This is a genomic window from Fusibacter bizertensis (assembly GCF_029914245.1).
In the GTDB taxonomy this organism is placed as follows: domain Bacteria; phylum Bacillota; class Clostridia; order Peptostreptococcales; family Acidaminobacteraceae; genus Fusibacter_C; species Fusibacter_C bizertensis.
Window position 1 is genome coordinate 247,893 of the sequence record NZ_JARYZI010000004.1, and the last position, 17,732, is coordinate 265,624.

Sequence of the window (17,732 nt, forward strand, 5' to 3'; positions counted from 1 at the left end):
GTCGGTTACAATTTTGATTATACTCCGTTTTAGACATATGTCAATAATGTGTTATAATATCATTGCTGAATATTACATTACTAAAGGAGAAAAAATTGACACACTTTTATGAACTTAATAACTATCAAATTGCTATTGATGGCAATAGTGGCAGTATCCATCAACTTGACCCTATCTCTTTCAATATTATCAAGGATTTTAAATTCATGCCTAGCAATGAGATGCTACACCGTCATTTCGATAGCATTTATGCTTATGAAATGATTGAAGAAGTCTATTCTGAACTACGTGCACTTAAAGAAAACAATCTTCTTTTTACAGAAGAAAAATTCTTACTGGACTCAATTTCTCACAAAATGATCAATCAACATGTCAAAGCACTTTGTTTACATGTGGCGCATGATTGTAACCTTCGATGTAAATATTGCTTCGCATCAGAGGGAGATTACAATAGTGGTAAAAAACTTATGTCACTCGAAGTCGCAAAGCAATCTATTGATTATTTAATAGAACACTCTAAAGGACGAAATAATATAGAAGTAGATTTTTTTGGTGGTGAACCACTGATGAATTTTGATGTTGTGAAAGAAACAGTGTTTTACGCTAAATCACTTGAGGAAGCACATCAAAAATCATTTTATTTTACGATTACAACCAACGGCATGCTGCTAAATGAAGAGATTTCAGATTTTATTAACACGTATATTGATAATGTTGTGATTAGCATTGACGGTCGAAAGGAAGTACACGATAAAATCAGGCCTGATCGAGGTGGTAAAGGCAGTTATGACAGAATTGTACCTAAAGCCCAAAACCTTATTAAAAATAGAGGCGCTAAAAGTTATTTTGTGAGAGGCACTTTTACGTCAGAAAACAAAGATTTTGCAAAAGATGTGATGCACTTAGCCGATTTGGGTTTCAAAGAAATATCCGTTGAGCCAGTCGTTGGAAGTGGTCAAACGCTCCATTTTACTGAAAGTGATGTTCCTAGCATTATCTTTGAATATGAAAACCTCGCACTTCAATATATTGAGCGGTTAAAAGGAGAAAATAGTTTTAGATATTACCACTTTAATATTAATGTTTTTGAAGGTCCATGTGTTTACAAAAGAATAAATGCATGTGGAGCTGGATCTGATTACTTTGCAGTTTCACCAGAAGGCGATTTGTATCCTTGTCATCAATTTGTTGGTGAAGTAGATTTTAAAGTTGGAGATGTCTTTGCAGGAATCAGTAATACATCAATCGGAGATACTTTTGCAAACACAAATGTACTCACTAAGGAAGAATGCAAATCCTGTTGGGCAAAACTTTTTTGTTCTGGTGGTTGCCATGCCAATGCATACTTCTCAAACAATGATATTTCTAAGCCCAATTCTATTAGTTGTACACTTCAAAAGAAGCGAATAGAATGCGCCATTATGATAGCACTTTGGAAAAACGACCATGTTAAACCAACAGATTTGATAATTGATATCTCACAAATATAAATATATTTTGAATTTGTTATTGACATATGTCGCAAATGGCGTATGATTGAATTATAACCGACATATGTCAATAACTAAAAAAGGAGATAATAATTATGCCAAGATTAAACGGAACTGGACCAAATGGTAGCGGCCCTATGACAGGACGTGGATTAGGAAGATGTAAAGACGGATTACAAGATGAAAATGGTATTACTTCTAGAAATATGACTATGAACAATGATGAACTTAATCGCTTCAATTCACGTAGAAATGGATTGTACGGAAATGGTCTGCGTAGAAGTGATATGCAAAATAGCGGAATGCGAAGATGTGGAAAAGGATCAGGTAATCGTAGAAGACTGAATGGAAACTAAGTATGCCAAGGCCTAGAAAATGGAGAAATGTATGTTGTCTTCCAGAAGCAAACTTTCACGGTCCATTAGAGATTGCGAAAAGAACTGAAGAAATCAATATGACTGTTGAAGAATATGAAAGCATACGGTTAATTGATTTTGAGGGTTTAACGCAAGAAGAATGTGCAAGTCAAATGAATGTTGCTAGAGCAACCGTCCAAAAAATTTATTTTGACGCGCGGAAAATACTTGCTCAATCACTTGTAAATGGTCATGTAATCCACATTCAAGGTGGTGACTACAAACTATACGATGCTTGTAACTCCTCTGAAGACTTCCATAGATGCCATAGGCATCGCAATGAATGAAGCTAAAAGGTGTCAGGTCATAGTTTGCCAAATGCAAACTATGACCTGACACCTTTTAGCCTTTTTTACTTATGATAAGATTAATAAGCGCACAATTGGGTAAATCTAGACTATTCAATCTTTTCCGAGGGGTGCTATATGAACGAAAAGAAAAAGCTTAGAATTATATTAGTTATATTGTTGTCACTTGTACTTATAGGCACTTTAGGGTATTCATTTTTACTTAAAGTTAGTTTACTTGATGGTCTTTATATGACAATCATCACGATCTCATCAGTGGGTTATAAAGAAGTCGCCCCCATGACTGATTCAGCCAAAATATTTTCGATTATCATTATTTTTTTCGGAGTTGGTACTGTAGGTTATGCACTTACAAATTTACTACTACTTATAGTTGAAGGCGATAAGAATTATTTTTGGAGGAGACGAAAAATGGAATCAAACATTGCTAAAATGAATAATCATTATATATTATGTGGTGCTGGTGAAACTGGTGAAGTCATTATCAACGAATTTACAAAGAATAAAACTGACTTTGTCATTATTGAAAAAGATGTGCATCGTTATAAAACTTTTCTTGCTCAAGGATTGAACATCATTAATGGAGATGCAACTGAAGAAGAAGTTTTACAGATGGCAAACATCAAACAAGCGAAAGGGATTATAAGTTCACTTCCGACAGATGTAGACAATGTCTTCGTCGTACTTACTGCTCGAACTATGAATCGTAGTCTATATATAATATCACGAGCCATAGATAAACATGCACCTGATAAACTTAAACGTGCTGGTGCCAATAAAACTATCTCTGCAAATGAAATTGGTGGTAGAAGGATGGCAGCTCAAATGTTAAGACCTTCTGTAGTTTCCTTCCTTGAAATAGTAACAAGCATTGACGATGTGCAACTTGATCTTCAAGATGTAATTATTGGGAAGAATTCAGAGATCGTTGGTCAAGAGCTTAAGCAATTAAGAATCCCTGATCGATTTGGTCTTGTCGTCATCGCAACTAAAAAATTTGGTCAGACAAATATGACACTTAATCCCAAATCTGATCTTATTCTCAATAGTGGTGATGTCATGCTTGTTCTAGGTAATAATTTACAAGTGAATGAACTGAGAAAGATTGCTGCAGATAGTGGCACTAGAGATTTAGAATAACTATTAGATACAATTAAAAAAGTGTTAAATCAATATTGCCGTTTCAATTGGCAACATCTGACTTGACACTTTTTTGCTGTTATTTGGATAACTATAAACTCACCTTTTTGGCTAACTATGACCTGACACCTTTTCGCTTTATATAACTTTAATTTAACTGCAAACTGATGATTATTGAAAATCAAGAAAAAATAACAATTTTGTATCTACACTTTAAAATCCATAATAATCTGATTCATTTTATTTGTCATACCTGCCAAATTACCTGTCGTTTGCTCAATCTCAGACATCGTACTCAACTGTTCTTGAATACTTGCACTTATATTTTCAGTACCTTTTGACATCTTATTCGAGGTGTCCGCTATACCTTTAATAGCTTTTCCTATTTCTACTGTACTTTGAACTTGTTTCACATTACCGCTGTCAATTTGTTCTATGTGCAAAACAATTTCATTGACATTATCTAGAATTCTCTTTATGCTCGCATCAACTTCAGATGCTTTTGTCACACCATGCCCAACTTTCATCTCAACTTCTCCAACTGAGTTTACAGCAGATGACGTTTTAATCTGATTGTCTTTAACAAGAGCTGCAATTTGAGCGGCTGCAGTATTACTCTCATCAGCTAATTTTCTTATTTCATCAGCAACTACACTAAAGCCCCTACCAAATTCACCTGCTCTTGCCGCTTCAATAGCTGCATTAAGCGCTAAAAGGTTTGTTTGTGCTGAGATTGAAGTAATTATTTCTATAATATCACCTATTTTTTTTGATGAACCGTCAAGTTCACTAATAATTGAAGATACATTCTTTGATGATTCAGCAATTTCTTCAATAGAAGATACTACCTCAGAAATATTAAATACCCCTATTTCAGCTGTTTCCTTCGTGTTCTTACCCTTTTCAAGAGCATCACTACTTACTTTTGCAGTTACCTGTGAAAACTTAACGATGTCATCTACACTTACTGATGTTTCTTCTGCAAATGAAGCCCCATCAAGTGTTCCTGATGCAATTTCAGTTACAGTATTTGTAATTTCTTCAAGTGTTCTTGTAAAGGTTTCGATCGCACGATTCAATTGTGTACTTGAAGTATTCATTTCTTCTGCTGTTGAAGCCACTTCTTTAATAATCAATTGTAACTTATCGATAAACAAATCAAAACTATTACTAAGTTCACCCACTTCATCCTTGCTATTATAATCTATTCTTTGGGTTAAATCTCCACCATTTTCAGATATTTCCTTTAGTTTTCGAGTCACTATTTTTATAGGTGCTACCGTTGCCCTAATAATGACCAAAGACAACATAATAGTTAAAACTACACAAACTATAATCAGGCTGATTAAGATTATTTTTGTACTGTTATATACATTTTCACTATTAATATATGTCTGTTGTGAAGCGTCAACTTGCTTTGAAATTATCTCTTCAAAAGACTGCGTTACAGTATTAATAGCACTAGAGACAACCTCTAACTCTTCTGGAGGCCCTGTAGGCATCTCAGCGGCAACTATTTCAGTCGGTGTCGGCGTATTTGTAGCTGTGGTTGCATTTGAGAACCTATCATTTTGAGAGGTTATAAATGCATCTTTAGTCGCCAAAAACTCATTGTAATTCACGAAAAATTCTTGATAATCTGGATCATTTATATGCTTTGATAAAACCAGTTCTAAAGTTTGTACTTTTTCTGAAATAGCCTCTTCATAAACTTTAAATGTCTCACTATCAGATGACGCCATACTTGAATTAATCTGATTTGAGATGTATACCACATTTGCCTTGGCATCCTCAAGTTCAAGTATAGGTAACAGTCTTAAATTATTCAACTCTTTTACATTTTTTTGAACAACTGCAATTTTGTTGATGCCTACAAATCCAACAATCAACAGAAAGATCAAAAAACTTACGGATAGCAAACCTATCTTGCCACTGATTTTCATGTTCTTAATAAACTTCACTTATTTCCTCCTATTAGAACCATCTAATTCATTATATACAAGATATACTTCCTTATATTTTGAACTGATGTGAATAGATTTTAGTACCGATGGATATTTTATTTATGTTTAGTACTTTCTAAAAACTAGATACAAAAGAAGCACAACTGCCACCGCCAAACTCCCGCCAATAGGGATTAAAGTGTTTATAATTTCTTGCGTAGTCATTACTGACTCAGTTGTCACATCTCCAGTTAAATTTCCTGGATTACTAGTTTCATTGCCTGACACTCCGCCTGCTACATCAGATGGTGGTTGGTTTTGATTACCCACTTGTGTGCTGATTCCTGATTCTACCATAAAAGCATCCATTAAGTCCTTAGGAGGCGCTTCACCTTTATCAAGATACTCAGTGATTTCATCTGGTAATTCACCACTTTCATATAAAGCTAGTATTACAGGAGGTAACATCTCGATGCTAAATTCTACGTCTATTGCTTCTGATCCTGTTGCAACTGCTGGACCTGGTCTAGTTCCAACAGCAACCTCTGCCCCATCAGCTGGTGCTGCCGGCATATTGCTTGTTTCTTCTCCGTCTGCTGGTGCTGCTGGCTTGTTGCTTACTTCTGCTCCGTCTGCTGGTGCTGTTGGCTTGTTGCTTACTTCTGCTCCGTCTAACTGCACACCTTCTGCCGTAGCATCACCTGGGATTTGTTCGCCACCTTGGTTAGGTTGACCACCTTTTTGGCCCATGCTCTGCGAGCCCGAGTTGCCTTTACCATCATTGGTAGAAACAATTAAACCATCAAGTTGGTCTTGCATATTTTCAGCCCTGAGCTCTACAAACTCCAATAATGAAATCGTTGAAGTTGAACTTGAGTCAAACACATTAGTTTTAACCGTATCTAACTCAAAAAATGCTGATGGGTCAATACTTGCATAAGATTCAATCATTGAAAATGTGCTTGTAACAACATTTTCAAAATTGGTTATATCTAAATAACCATCAATTAATTCTTGGATATAATCATGATATATTTTGACATACTCAGTATTAGTGAAAGCTGCTTCTACCAATGGGTAGCCACTCATCGCACCGATCACAGGTTCATCTATTAGAAATTGAGTCGCTTCCTCGTCTGTCAGCCCTGACATCGGAAAGCCATTAAATGCCATGTTTAAATCCCAAGTAATCCACTCAAATAACTCTGTATCTGTATTGTAGTAAAGATAATAATTATGAAACATGCCTGATTGGTAAGAATCCATATGGACAACAGCGGTACTAAATGCTAAATATTTCAAAAAAGAATCCACATTTAGAACGTCACTTAGCTGATATTCATCCGTTTCCCCACCATTTTCTATAATCTTATCAATTACTTTAACCAATTCAACAAAATTTGCATCAGTCTCCATATCATCATCTTGAGGCACGACACCTTCATAATCTTCAGGATCATCAGAGATATACGCTAAGTCTGCACCTATTCCCACATCAGGTTTATACAATTCACCATCATAATTTCCGAAATTCTCCATTAAAAACGTTTCATTTACTTCTTCAACAGACAAATACAAACCAAAGAATTCTCCATTAATTGATAGTGAAACATAGGTTGTGTCAGGAGCGATAGCCTCTATAGAATCGAGCATATCATAACTGATATATTCCTTCATCAATGTTTCATCTTGAAACAAATTGTTTAAATTCAGTTTAGTTATGCCAAAGAGGTTTTGTCCGTCTATATATTTATCAAGATCCACTTTAAAAGAAAGTCGAGTTCCTCCTGATTGTGCAACATCGCGTAAACTTGAGTTTCCTTTTGGTCTAATGGCAACATTATTAAATGTATAACCATTATAAGTAATATCTGCCATCACATATTCTTCACTCATTGCATTTGCTATCATCTCGGTGTAAGTATCAGTATCTATTTGAATATTGACATCGATAACTTGCTCATGAGGATAGACATAATTATCTATTTCGCTAGCTGTACTATCATTCAAAATAAACGACGCACTAAACTGATCTATAAAAATAATCATGACAATTAAAATTGTTATTGCGATAAGAGCTTGTAATTTTTTCATCAAACCACCTACTTTTATAAAAGCTACCTGAGTTTATGAACACAGGCAGCTTAATTTATTATTGTGTAAATTCCATTGAGCTTACTAAAGTTGCATTAGATACAGAAGCAATACTTTTGATTTCATTAACAAAAGCCATTTCGTTATTCTTAATTCTAAGTTCAAGGGTATATTCGATATGCTCACCATCAATGATTTTTGATTTTACAAAATAACGTTGCACTGTCGCTTTAATTTTATTTAAAATCTTTTCCTCATCTTCTTCTTTGTCAAAATGAACCACAAATAAATATGGTGTTTCTTCTTTGATATTGCCGCTAAATACCAATATAATAATACCGATTACCACAGATCCAATAAGAGCCAGTGTATAGAATCCTGCACCTGCTACTAAACCACCTGCAATTGACCAAAACATAAATACAATATCCATTGGGTCTTTTATAGCTGCTCTAAAACGAACTATAGAAAGCGCACCCACCATACCAAGAGATAATACCACATTAGATGTAACGGCCATAATCACAAGTGCTGTAATCATTGTCATCATAACGAGGGACATACTAAAACTTTTTGTATAAACGACACTTTGGTATGAACGTTTGTATATTTGATATATAAAAGCACCTACAATAAATGCTACCACCAAAGTCATTGCAATTTGAACTGCTGAAAGATTTGCACTACTTTCTAAAAAATTGTCTTTAAAAATATCTTGAAAACTCATAAGACGACCTCCAACTTATTATTTATTATTTTTTTCGTACATAAATTATTGCTTGCTATTTCCATCAAACTTTAGCCCGATACAAACCTAGATGAAACATATTTTGATGAGGCGCTTGCCATAATATTGGGCGACTGAATCACGCTTCTTATGAAAGTAGGTAATACATGATCAAATTTCACTTCCATAATCACTTGATCAGATCCATATACGTCCATGTAACTATTGTCAGTATTGAAAAACTTTTCAACTTGATTACTTTTCTTGATTCGGGAATCAAATGTAATCCTCACATCTCCTACAGGATACATATATGCTATGCGATTGTACTTCACGATCACTTTTGGGGTGTACTTTCCATGTTTTAGTTTGTAATAAAAATTTTGATGAAATCCATCTTCTCTTTCTCTTAAAAACTCAAAATCACCTTTTGTGATTCGCTTTGCCTCTTCACTTGTAATGTAGACACTTTCTTTATCTGTCATTACGTTGTTCTTCGATTTTTTTTCGAGCTTCAGTAAATCAAAATTATTATTGTAAACTCTGAGTCTAAACTTGTGACGCAGATCCGTTCCTTCGACCTTTTGCCCAAGTGCATAATCATAAGGATTATCAAAATACAAACTCTTCACTTCATAGCCATATTCAGGACAGTGAGGATCGCGTTTCAATAAATGTTTAAGTTTACCATTGATAACCTGAAATTCATTCCAACAAATGGTATATTTTTTTTCATGTCGATAGACTTTTTTAATTTGTTCCATGTCTACCTCCTTTCTAAAATAATGTTTACTATGATTTCTTCTGTTCTGTTCTGTTTTATTTTGTTTTATCTTACCTTTACAAACAATTTACACTGTCAATGTCACAGCTTTGTCACAAAAAAAATAAAATAATAAATATATAAATTCATATTTGTAACCTTACTGTGACAATGACGTTTTATAATATAGTAGGAATATGATATATTAAAAAGAAAAAAGTATTGAAAATAAAAAAAGATGGGACAAGATAATGAAAGGTAAAATTCTAATTGCGGATGATGAAACAAGGATTCGGATCTTGGTAAGTGATTTTCTAGAAGCTGAAGGTTACGATGTAATCACAGCAAAAGACGGTCAAGAGGCACTTGATCTCTTTTATGCTCACAAAGATTGTAAGTTGATTATTCTCGATGTAATGATGCCCTTTTATGATGGTTTCCAAGTCGTCGAAGAAATAAGGCCCTTAACAGATACGCCAATACTGATGCTGACGGCAAAATCAACAGATCAAGATGAACTCACAGGATTCAAACTCGGCGTAGATGATTATGTTCGAAAGCCTTTCAGTCCTACAATACTCGTTGCTAGAGTAAACGCTCTTTTTTCAAGAGTCTATGGCGATTATGAAACCCTAGAGAAAGGCATTATTCATTTCCTTCTTAAACAAAAAAAAATTACCATTGAAAATCAGGATATAGAACTGAGTCACACGGAATTTCAGCTGCTTTATTATTTAGCTGAAAATGAAGGTATTGTCCTTTCAAGAGATCAAATTCTCTATAAAGTCTGGGGTTTTAACTATGAAGGTACCGAGAGGACGGTTGACACACATATGAATCGTTTAAGGAACAAGTTAGGTAAAGCAATGGAATATATACAAACGGTTAGAGGAATGGGTTATAGATTTGAGGTCACTAAATTATGAATATTAGACAAAAATTATTTTTCCAGATAGGTTCGTTGATGTTGCTATTTATTTTACTACTATTCTTAGCAAACACTTTTTTACTTGAACCTTTTTACGTTCAGAGTGAAAAAAGAAAACTACTTTCAACTTATGAAAATCTAAATGCAATGCATTCAGAAGCAATTGATTCAAATACGCTATATACTTTACAACTTAAAAGCTCTACCTTTATCGAAATAGAAGTCATCAATGAAACTGATGGCACAATTATCATTCCTAAAAATCCAGACTATCTTTCAACGACTCCTAGTGATAGAGAAGGACCAAAACCACCTCCTTTTGAACGGATAATTATTGAAAAAGAAGAATCAGTCAATCAAAATTTGAAATATGTATGGTTTGAAGATCCACAAAAAGGCACTCATTTTTTCATGCTTTCAGGCTATCTGGATAGTGGTCTACATATAGAGATAAGAGTGCCCATGACTTCTATCAATGAAAATGTAGGTTTTTTAAATCAATTTTTATTAATCGCAGGCGTTGTCATTTTAGTGGTCACTATTTTTTCTGCAAATATTATTTCAAAACACTTTACCACTCCTATTTTGAACATGTTCGCGGTTACAGATAATATCAAGAAACTAGACTTTTCTAGTTCATGTGAAGTACTTGCCAATGATGAATTAGGAAAATTAGCTGAAAATATCAACGAGATGAGTTATTCTTTAAAAAATAACCTTAATCAACTTGAGGAAAATAACAAAGAGCTTAAAATCGAAATTGATGAAAGGCATCGAATTGACGAACAACGTAAAGCATTGCTAAGCAATGTCTCTCATGAACTTAAAACCCCTTTATCCCTTGTACAAGGGTATAGCGAAGGTCTTAAACTAAGCCTTAACAAAAATCCAGAGAAAATCGCTTTTTACTGTGATGTCATTATTGACGAGGCTAAAAAGATGGATTTGCTAGTGAGTGAGCTCCTAGATATCAATCGTATTCAATTTAGCGATATTCCTTTGTATAAAGAATCAATTGTTGCAAAGGACTTTATTGATTATATTCTAAAAAAATACGAACCCATGCTTAAAAGTAATAATATCAAACTGTCCTACAACTTTTCAATTACAGATTTAAAAAGTCCTATTATACTGAGTATAGATGCCCTTCGCAGTGAACAAATCATCACAAATCTAATGAACAATGCACTTGCTTATGTAGATGAACATCAGATTATAGATATAACCGTTGCACTTAATCAACCTCCAAAAAATAAAAAAAATGATTCAACTCATCTTAGGATTGATCTTGCCAATAGTCATCCACCTGTTGAACCAGATGAACTTCAAAACTGGTGGGAAAGTTTCTATAAAGCTGATAAAGCAAGAACCAGAGAAAACGGCGGTTACGGTTTAGGACTCTCAATTATCAAAGCTATACAAGAAGCGGATAACAACGAATACGGTGTTTACTATGATGAAGGAATGATTCATTTTTATGTTGATTTTGACGTTGCTTAATGGAACTACTTAAAACTTGAGTCCAAATTTAATAATTGTTTTAGTTTATTAATTAGAAAAAGGTATAACTACACTTTCACATTTTTAAGTGTAATTATACCTTTTCGCTTTATTTAGTCTTCCATCTTATTGCTATAAATATCATTGTGATATTTAAAATTATTTCTATTACGCCATATGCAATGTAATAAATCCAAGTTTCTCCCACAAGATTGCCAATATTCACAAAAATATAAAGTGTGGAGATTACAATATTGGCTACTCTGCTTACACGATCTTTCAATACTATCGATAATGGAATCATAAGCGCTGGTATTGCCATGAGCATTGAAGCCATTAACAGGTTAGACTGGTTAGCTTGTAATGGACCCATAAAACCTTCAATTATGTGGTTTAAGACACCTGGTCTGTAAAATGAAAGTACATCAGCGTATAAATAAAAAATCATGAAGCTAGTCCATATTGAAGCTAATGTTATTTTAGTACGAAAATTTAAAGTACCTCTAGAAATTATTTCATTTTCTTTCATAATATTTTCTTTCATAATATTTCCTCCAATTCATTTGATCAATAATCTATGATTATTTTATCTTGCCTTAAATCAATCATATAGATTTCAAAAGATTTGGGGTAGCTACTTAAGTAGTCTCTAAAAAGAAAATTGAAAAATCTAGTATAGATTATAGTTTATTAAATAGTATGCCTGTAAGTTCAAAATTCAAATCCGTTTCTTTTAGCTCTTGCTCAGCTTCGCTTTTATAAACGCCCATAACTTCAGATTGAAACTCCCAATAGAAAAAACCCAATCCATTGTCTTCAAGTATTTCAACAAGGTCCGAAATATAGTTTAAACCACCTTTTTCAGCATTGAAACAGTGATTGATTAAACCAATTTCGCTCACTAGAACGGGAACATTGTATTTCTCCCTAAAATCCAGTATTTGTTTAAAATAAGACAATAAATGTTTTTTATCTCTATCTATATCTGGATATCTTCCTCCGTCTGAAGACACGCCTACCCATTCTGCATACTGATGTGTATACATAAACGGTTCATAAAAATGCATGTCATAAATTAGGCTTTCATCATCAAATTTTATTAATCGATCATGATCATAAAAAAATGGTTGCTTACCATTAACACCATATAACTTACCCATTATTAGGACTCTTTTTTTATCAATTTGCCTTATAGCTTTAATGGTTTTACTTGCCAGTAGTTCATATAATATGCCAGTACCATCATCTGTAACAGGCGCATTAAACAAATCAAAAGCAATGATTGCATCATTCTCAGAATACCTATTTGCCATTTCACACCATAATGCAATAAACCGCTCTTGCTTAACTGGATCATGCCAAAGTGAAAAATCAAGATTTGGTTTCACGTCGTTCCAGTCAGCACCAACTGGTAATATCATACATAAAATAACGCCAAGTCCTTGTTCGGAAGCAAAATCGATTTGTAAGTTCAGCCATTGAAAAGCTGCCTCGTTGTAGGTAAAAGGATAATTATCAGATTCGAAAATTTTGTAGCTAAAAAGTATTCTGACTGCATTGGCACCTAAGTGTTTCATTTGTATATAAGCATGATTTGTTTGATATAAATTTAGAATCACTTCATAATCTTCCCAATATTTACAGGTGAGATTGAAGCCTTTCAAATAAATCGGTTCTCCATCTTTCAGCAATTGCTGATCTTTTATACTAAACATGATTAATCCTTATTGCTACATTTCCAGTTTTTACACCTTGATCTACATATCGATATGCAGAGGCTATTTCTTCTAGCGGAAATGAGCGGTCAATAACGGCTTTCAATTTCCCCTCATCAAAAAGCTGTGCCAAAAGTTGCAAATCTACTTTTTTTTCTGATGCAACACCATATCCAGCGACGGATATAAATCTTCCATTTGGCTTAAGTAAGTGTTTTACTTCGTTTTTCTTTATTTTACCAACAGCATCAAATATAATATCATATCTCACATCTAATTTTGATATATCTACTCGTCGGTAATCTAATATTTCATTTGCACCGAGCTCACTGACAACAGCATTATGTCTGTCACTACATACCGCTGTAACTTCAGCCCCTAATACATTGGCTAACTGGACTGCGGATGTACCAACTGCACCTGACGCGCCATAAATCATCACTTGATTACCATCCTGCAACCCCGCTTTTCTTAAGAAGTGAAGCGCAGTTGTTCCTCCAAAAGGTAGTACAGCTGCTTCTTCATAAAGTGCACTTTTGGGTTTTAAAGCCATAGCACTTTTCTCGCTAAGTACTGCATATTGTCCATGTCCACCAAACCTCATGCCTGTCATCGCAAAGATTTGATCTCCTACTTTAAACTGATTAACGCCTTCGCCAATTTCTACAATCTCACCTGCTAGCGCAACACCAAGAATAGCTTTTCTAGGTTTTTTAATCCCTAGTGCAAGTCTAAGGCCAATACGCAAAATCGGACTAGCTACTAGGCCTCGCACTCTAGCATCACCTGAATTTACAGCACTAGCCATAACTTTTATCATTAACTCCCCTTTTTTTACCGTAGGCTTAGGTACTTCCATAACCTTGACTAAATCCGGTGATCCATAACCCGTACAAATAGCTGCTTTCATATGTTGCCTCCCATAATTAATCTATCCAACCTAATAGCTTTGCTTTTAAAACTGCTTCTGTTCTTCGGTCTACTTGCAATTTGCTAAAAATTCTTTGATTGATTCCTTTAACCGAGCTCGTCGCTAAAAAGAGATTTTGTGCTATGGTTTCATTAGAATAGCCATTTGCAATCAGCTTTAAAACTTCCAGTTCACGTGTGGTCAATGGTTCAATCAGCTTGTATTCATCTTTTGAAACTTCAAGTTCTAATTTTTTGATTAACCCCCTGATAAACTCGGGATAAACTTGGTCTAAGTTAGATTCACGTAAAAGTTTAAGCATCTCCAGTCCATTTGTTATAAACATCTGAATACTGTTGCTTTGATGTGATAGCTCTACAGCCTTTTGTAAGGACTCAAGGCTCTTGCCAAGCACACCGTATTTATAACATGCCAAAGCATGTAATATCAAATCCTCTACCACTTCTTCAAGCCATAAATTTTCAAATTCAATTTGAATTCTTTTTTCTAATAAAGCAATTGCATCACGCCCTTCACCTTTTGCAAGCTTTAATCTTATCTCTAATTTTTCTTGATCTTGTAACTTCAAACTCACTTCTACAGCCGTAAGATTCCCAAGTTTTAATAAAATCAATCCTTGCTCATAAGCAATTTCTGCCAACAGATGTGTGTATCCTTCACTTTTACAATACTTTTCTGCTTTTTCCAGCAAAAACAAAGCTTCTCTTTCTTCTCCTTGGAATGCCATTATTTTTGCTTTAAAAATTTGATACATTGCTTTTCGATCCGTTCTATCTATACTTTTTGCAATTTCAATAGCTTCGTCCAGTACGGTTTCTGCCGCTTCAATGTCACCTTGTTGATAAAGAATTTGTGCCCACCCATAATATACATCACAGGTAATTGCGTATCCCTTATGTCCTGGAAAATCAAAGACTTCCTGAAAAATCATTAAAGCCTTTTCATAAGATAAGCTATATTGCTTAATTTTACCGAGTCCAATTGTGGACATTAGCCAGATAATAAGCGGTCCATTAGTTTGACTTAATAATTTTGCAGTGCCAAAGTATTGCTGTGCTAAACGATAATCTTTTGCTTCAAATTTTGCATATCCAAGTGCCCAGTTGCACGAACTTAAAGTTGTAATGCTGTTTTCATCAGCATATTTTAGCCCTAGCTGAGCTTGTTCGATTGCCTTCTCCATATGATGTTGCGTTGCATAAAGTACGGCCCTAATTGACGCGATATGTTCTTTTATTTTATCAATTTCACTCTTCGACATCGTTGGAATGCCTTTTTCCATCATAGTTTCACATGCTATTAAACTATTTTCTGCAGCCAACAGCCTAATTTCAACATCATCTGTTTTACCCACATGAAGCGACGCAGAAGCGTATATCATCCATAACCATGGCCTCTTGTTAAGTTCGAAAGCCGGTAACTTACATAGCCACTCAATAGCTTGACCCGCCCCACCTCTATAAAGAAAAGGTACTATGCCAGAGTGTAAAATTTTAGTACAATGATCAATCTCATCAGCTAGTACCGCATGGTGAAATCCCTCTACTTCATATCCATTTTCTAAAAACCAAATACTTGCCTCTAGATGCAATTTATTTAGTGTCGTTTGGCCATCAAGATTATTCTGGTGCTTAATCCATTTTTTTAGCTGTAGACAGAGTACATCTGAAAACAGATGATGAAATCTAAACCAGACCTTTTCAGCGTCTAAAGAAATTATAAAATAGTGTTTCTTTTGAAAATAAACATATGGATTTTCAGTAAAATCTACAGCTTGATTTACACTTTTCAACAATTTTAGGGCTAATTCTATACAAAACCTATCTGATATAGAGGATAGCATCAATAAAATTCTTTCATTTTCAGGAAGTGTTTTTAAAACTTGTTCAGTCAGATATTCGAGTATAAAAGGATGATTCCCCGATATTTTCTCAACCTCAAAGACGTCATTATTATTTTTAGAAATTGCCAACGCTGCTAATTGTAGCCCTGCAGCCCAACCTTCAGTTTTTTCAATTAGAGTCTCTAACAAATTTATTTCTTGACCTGTTTCCATTACCTGTTTTAAAAATACCAAACTCTCCATGTGATTGAAGGCTAAATCTGCTGAACTAATTTCTATTAGCCAGCCTTTTGATCTATAAGTCACAAGTGACAGATCAGGTATTTCTCTAGAAATAAGCACCAGTTTAAAATTTTCAGGACAATAGGTGATTAATAAGTCAATAGCAGCAAGTATCTCTTTCGATTTTATAAAATGAAAATCATCAAGTGCTAAGACTAGCTTTAATGGCTCATCTCTTTGGTTTGATCTAAGTTCTTTATCTATAGCGTTAATACATGCCATCATGACCCAATCTAAATTAGGCGCATAAGGCGATTCTAGTCTCTCAATGACCTCTTCTAGTCCTGATCCTAATTGCATCTGAATAGCTGTAACAAAATAACTCATGAATCTAATGGGATCGTTATCCAAATGATCAAGTGAAATCCAACCTACGCGACAATTTTGATTTTCTATCTTAGTAAGCCATTGACTAATTGAAGTCGATTTACCATAACCAGCACCTGCTATGATCAAAAAAAGTCTGCTTGAAAATTTCTGATTTAGCTTATCAATCACATTATTTCTAGCAATATCATTTGTATGTTGGACAGGTAAATTCAACTTTGTCCTTATCATCTCAACCTCCAGTACTATTTGTTTTGGTATCATATTTTTACTATTATACCCAGCAATTATGTAAGTAAAAAACGATTAACTTATACTTATCTTATTTTAATTAAACTATATTGAATAGCTACTTAAGTAGGTTAAAAAAAGGTATAATATCACCTCATCAGTTCGATGAAGGCAATATTATACCTCTTTATGTTAGCTCACTTTTTTATGAATCATCTTATAAAGTACATCACTTTTCTTCATATAGGTGTAGTTAAACCAAGGAACAATCATAAACAAAATTCCCATAAACATTAAAACAATGTTAAACGTTGTAATTAATATAATGCCTGCAATAAGACTCATCAATATGCTACCCAAAACTATTTTTTTAGAATGAGGTTTCACATTAATATTGCCTTCCATATAGATCCCATCTTCTCTTTCGATAATCACACCTTCAAAAACAAAGAGGGCTGCTCCTTTTGCATCCGAAGCTATTTTGAAATGGTTTGCCTCATCAAAAATACCGTAAAGTTTATTTGACCATGATTTTGCAATATGCTTAATCCCTATACCGTCTACACATTCTTCTCTGCATTGCTCCACAGTTCTAAATCTAGTTTTTATAGCTACTCGATCGCTTCTATTCATATAACCATCCTTTAAAATAAAAAGTGCCAAATCCTTAAATGCCATTTCGATGCGACTCTTATGGCAAACTATGACCTGACACCTTTTAGCTTAGTACATTGATCTGAACATTGGCATTATAAGTGCACCAACAAATAAAAACCATAAAACAATACCCACTAAAGCAACGATGATTTGTGCTTTAAAGAAATTTGCTTTACTTGGATTTGCACTTCCCCCAAATGCCCATACAAAAGGCATCACAAGATTTACCAGTGGTATCATCAATATCAGCATCGTGATAATCCATTCTTTCATTGATACTGGCTCAGGATTTTCGTTTCTGCGACTTCCCGTAGAAGGTTGACGCTGACCATATTCGTCAGACTGATGCCTCATTTCATTTTGTTCCATGTATAGTTCCCCCTTGATATGTATTTCCTTTTTATTGGAAATGAATATCTAAATTATATACAAATTAT

The 17,732-nt window shown here is 34.2% G+C and carries 16 protein-coding genes; 6 read left to right on the forward strand and 10 right to left on the reverse strand.

Going from position 1 to position 17,732, the window contains the following annotated elements:
* Positions 1–95: 95 nt before the first annotated feature.
* The 4 genes from scfB to QE109_RS08080 all read left to right on the forward strand — a co-directional run bounded on the left by scfB (position 96) and on the right by QE109_RS08080 (position 3,354).
* Positions 96–1,490: a thioether cross-link-forming SCIFF peptide maturase gene (scfB, locus tag QE109_RS08065; protein WP_281093929.1), complete on the forward strand. Its 1,395-nt coding sequence runs from the start codon at positions 96–98 to the stop codon at positions 1,488–1,490.
* A 95-nt stretch (positions 1,491–1,585) separates the two neighbouring features.
* Positions 1,586–1,846, forward strand: a complete 261-nt coding sequence (locus QE109_RS08070) for a DUF5320 domain-containing protein (protein ID WP_281093930.1) — start codon at positions 1,586–1,588, stop codon at positions 1,844–1,846.
* Between the two features lie 2 nt (positions 1,847–1,848).
* Complete coding sequence (locus QE109_RS08075; protein WP_281093931.1) at positions 1,849–2,193, forward strand: DUF134 domain-containing protein; 345 nt, start codon at positions 1,849–1,851, stop codon at positions 2,191–2,193.
* A 138-nt stretch (positions 2,194–2,331) separates the two neighbouring features.
* Positions 2,332–3,354 (forward strand): potassium channel family protein, encoded by a 1,023-nt coding sequence (locus QE109_RS08080; RefSeq protein ID WP_281093932.1) that lies wholly within the window; start codon positions 2,332–2,334, stop codon positions 3,352–3,354.
* A 206-nt stretch (positions 3,355–3,560) separates the two neighbouring features.
* Here QE109_RS08080 and QE109_RS08085 read toward each other — a convergent pair whose 3' ends face one another.
* From QE109_RS08085 to QE109_RS08100, 4 genes are all read right to left on the reverse strand, one after another.
* Positions 3,561–5,315 (reverse strand): methyl-accepting chemotaxis protein, encoded by a 1,755-nt coding sequence (locus QE109_RS08085; protein WP_281093933.1) that lies wholly within the window; start codon positions 5,313–5,315, stop codon positions 3,561–3,563.
* Positions 5,316–5,423: 108 nt separating this feature from the next.
* Positions 5,424–7,391: a CotH kinase family protein gene (locus QE109_RS08090; protein ID WP_281093934.1), complete on the reverse strand. Its 1,968-nt coding sequence runs from the start codon at positions 7,389–7,391 to the stop codon at positions 5,424–5,426.
* A gap of 58 nt (positions 7,392–7,449) precedes the next feature.
* Positions 7,450–8,118 carry a DUF4956 domain-containing protein gene (locus QE109_RS08095; RefSeq protein WP_281093935.1) on the reverse strand — a complete coding sequence of 223 codons (669 nt, stop codon included), beginning with the start codon at positions 8,116–8,118 and terminating at the stop codon, positions 7,450–7,452.
* 71 nt (positions 8,119–8,189) lie between these two features.
* The gene (locus QE109_RS08100) at positions 8,190–8,882 is read right to left on the reverse strand and encodes a polyphosphate polymerase domain-containing protein (RefSeq protein WP_342637120.1); all 693 of its coding nucleotides are present in this window, start codon (positions 8,880–8,882) and stop codon (positions 8,190–8,192) included.
* Between the two features lie 250 nt (positions 8,883–9,132).
* On the opposite strand from QE109_RS08100, the gene QE109_RS08105 reads away from it, so the two are divergent.
* On the forward strand, positions 9,133–9,807 hold the full coding sequence (locus QE109_RS08105; protein ID WP_342637121.1) for a response regulator transcription factor: 675 nt from the start codon (positions 9,133–9,135) through the stop codon (positions 9,805–9,807).
* Complete coding sequence (locus tag QE109_RS08110; RefSeq protein ID WP_281093936.1) at positions 9,804–11,309, forward strand: sensor histidine kinase; 1,506 nt, start codon at positions 9,804–9,806, stop codon at positions 11,307–11,309. Before QE109_RS08105 ends, QE109_RS08110 begins: the two co-directional genes overlap by 4 nt.
* Positions 11,310–11,418: 109 nt before the next feature.
* Here QE109_RS08110 and QE109_RS08115 read toward each other — a convergent pair whose 3' ends face one another.
* The 6 genes from QE109_RS08115 to QE109_RS08140 form a co-directional block, all read right to left on the reverse strand.
* Positions 11,419–11,853: a DUF6326 family protein gene (locus QE109_RS08115; protein ID WP_281093937.1), complete on the reverse strand. Its 435-nt coding sequence runs from the start codon at positions 11,851–11,853 to the stop codon at positions 11,419–11,421.
* A 136-nt stretch (positions 11,854–11,989) separates the two neighbouring features.
* Positions 11,990–13,024 (reverse strand): glycoside hydrolase family 5 protein, encoded by a 1,035-nt coding sequence (locus QE109_RS08120; protein WP_281093938.1) that lies wholly within the window; start codon positions 13,022–13,024, stop codon positions 11,990–11,992.
* Positions 13,017–13,934, reverse strand: a complete 918-nt coding sequence (locus tag QE109_RS08125; protein WP_281093939.1) for an NAD(P)-dependent alcohol dehydrogenase — start codon at positions 13,932–13,934, stop codon at positions 13,017–13,019. The genes QE109_RS08120 and QE109_RS08125 overlap by 8 nt, the downstream gene beginning before the upstream one ends.
* A 16-nt stretch (positions 13,935–13,950) precedes the next feature.
* On the reverse strand, positions 13,951–16,638 hold the full coding sequence (locus tag QE109_RS08130) for a LuxR C-terminal-related transcriptional regulator (protein ID WP_281093940.1): 2,688 nt from the start codon (positions 16,636–16,638) through the stop codon (positions 13,951–13,953).
* Between the two features lie 192 nt (positions 16,639–16,830).
* Positions 16,831–17,271 carry a hypothetical protein gene (locus QE109_RS08135; protein ID WP_281093941.1) on the reverse strand — a complete coding sequence of 147 codons (441 nt, stop codon included), beginning with the start codon at positions 17,269–17,271 and terminating at the stop codon, positions 16,831–16,833.
* A 90-nt stretch (positions 17,272–17,361) separates the two neighbouring features.
* A complete protein-coding gene (locus QE109_RS08140; protein WP_281093942.1) occupies positions 17,362–17,664 on the reverse strand; it encodes a hypothetical protein in 303 nt (100 codons plus the stop codon).
* Between the last annotated feature and the right edge of the window lie 68 nt (positions 17,665–17,732).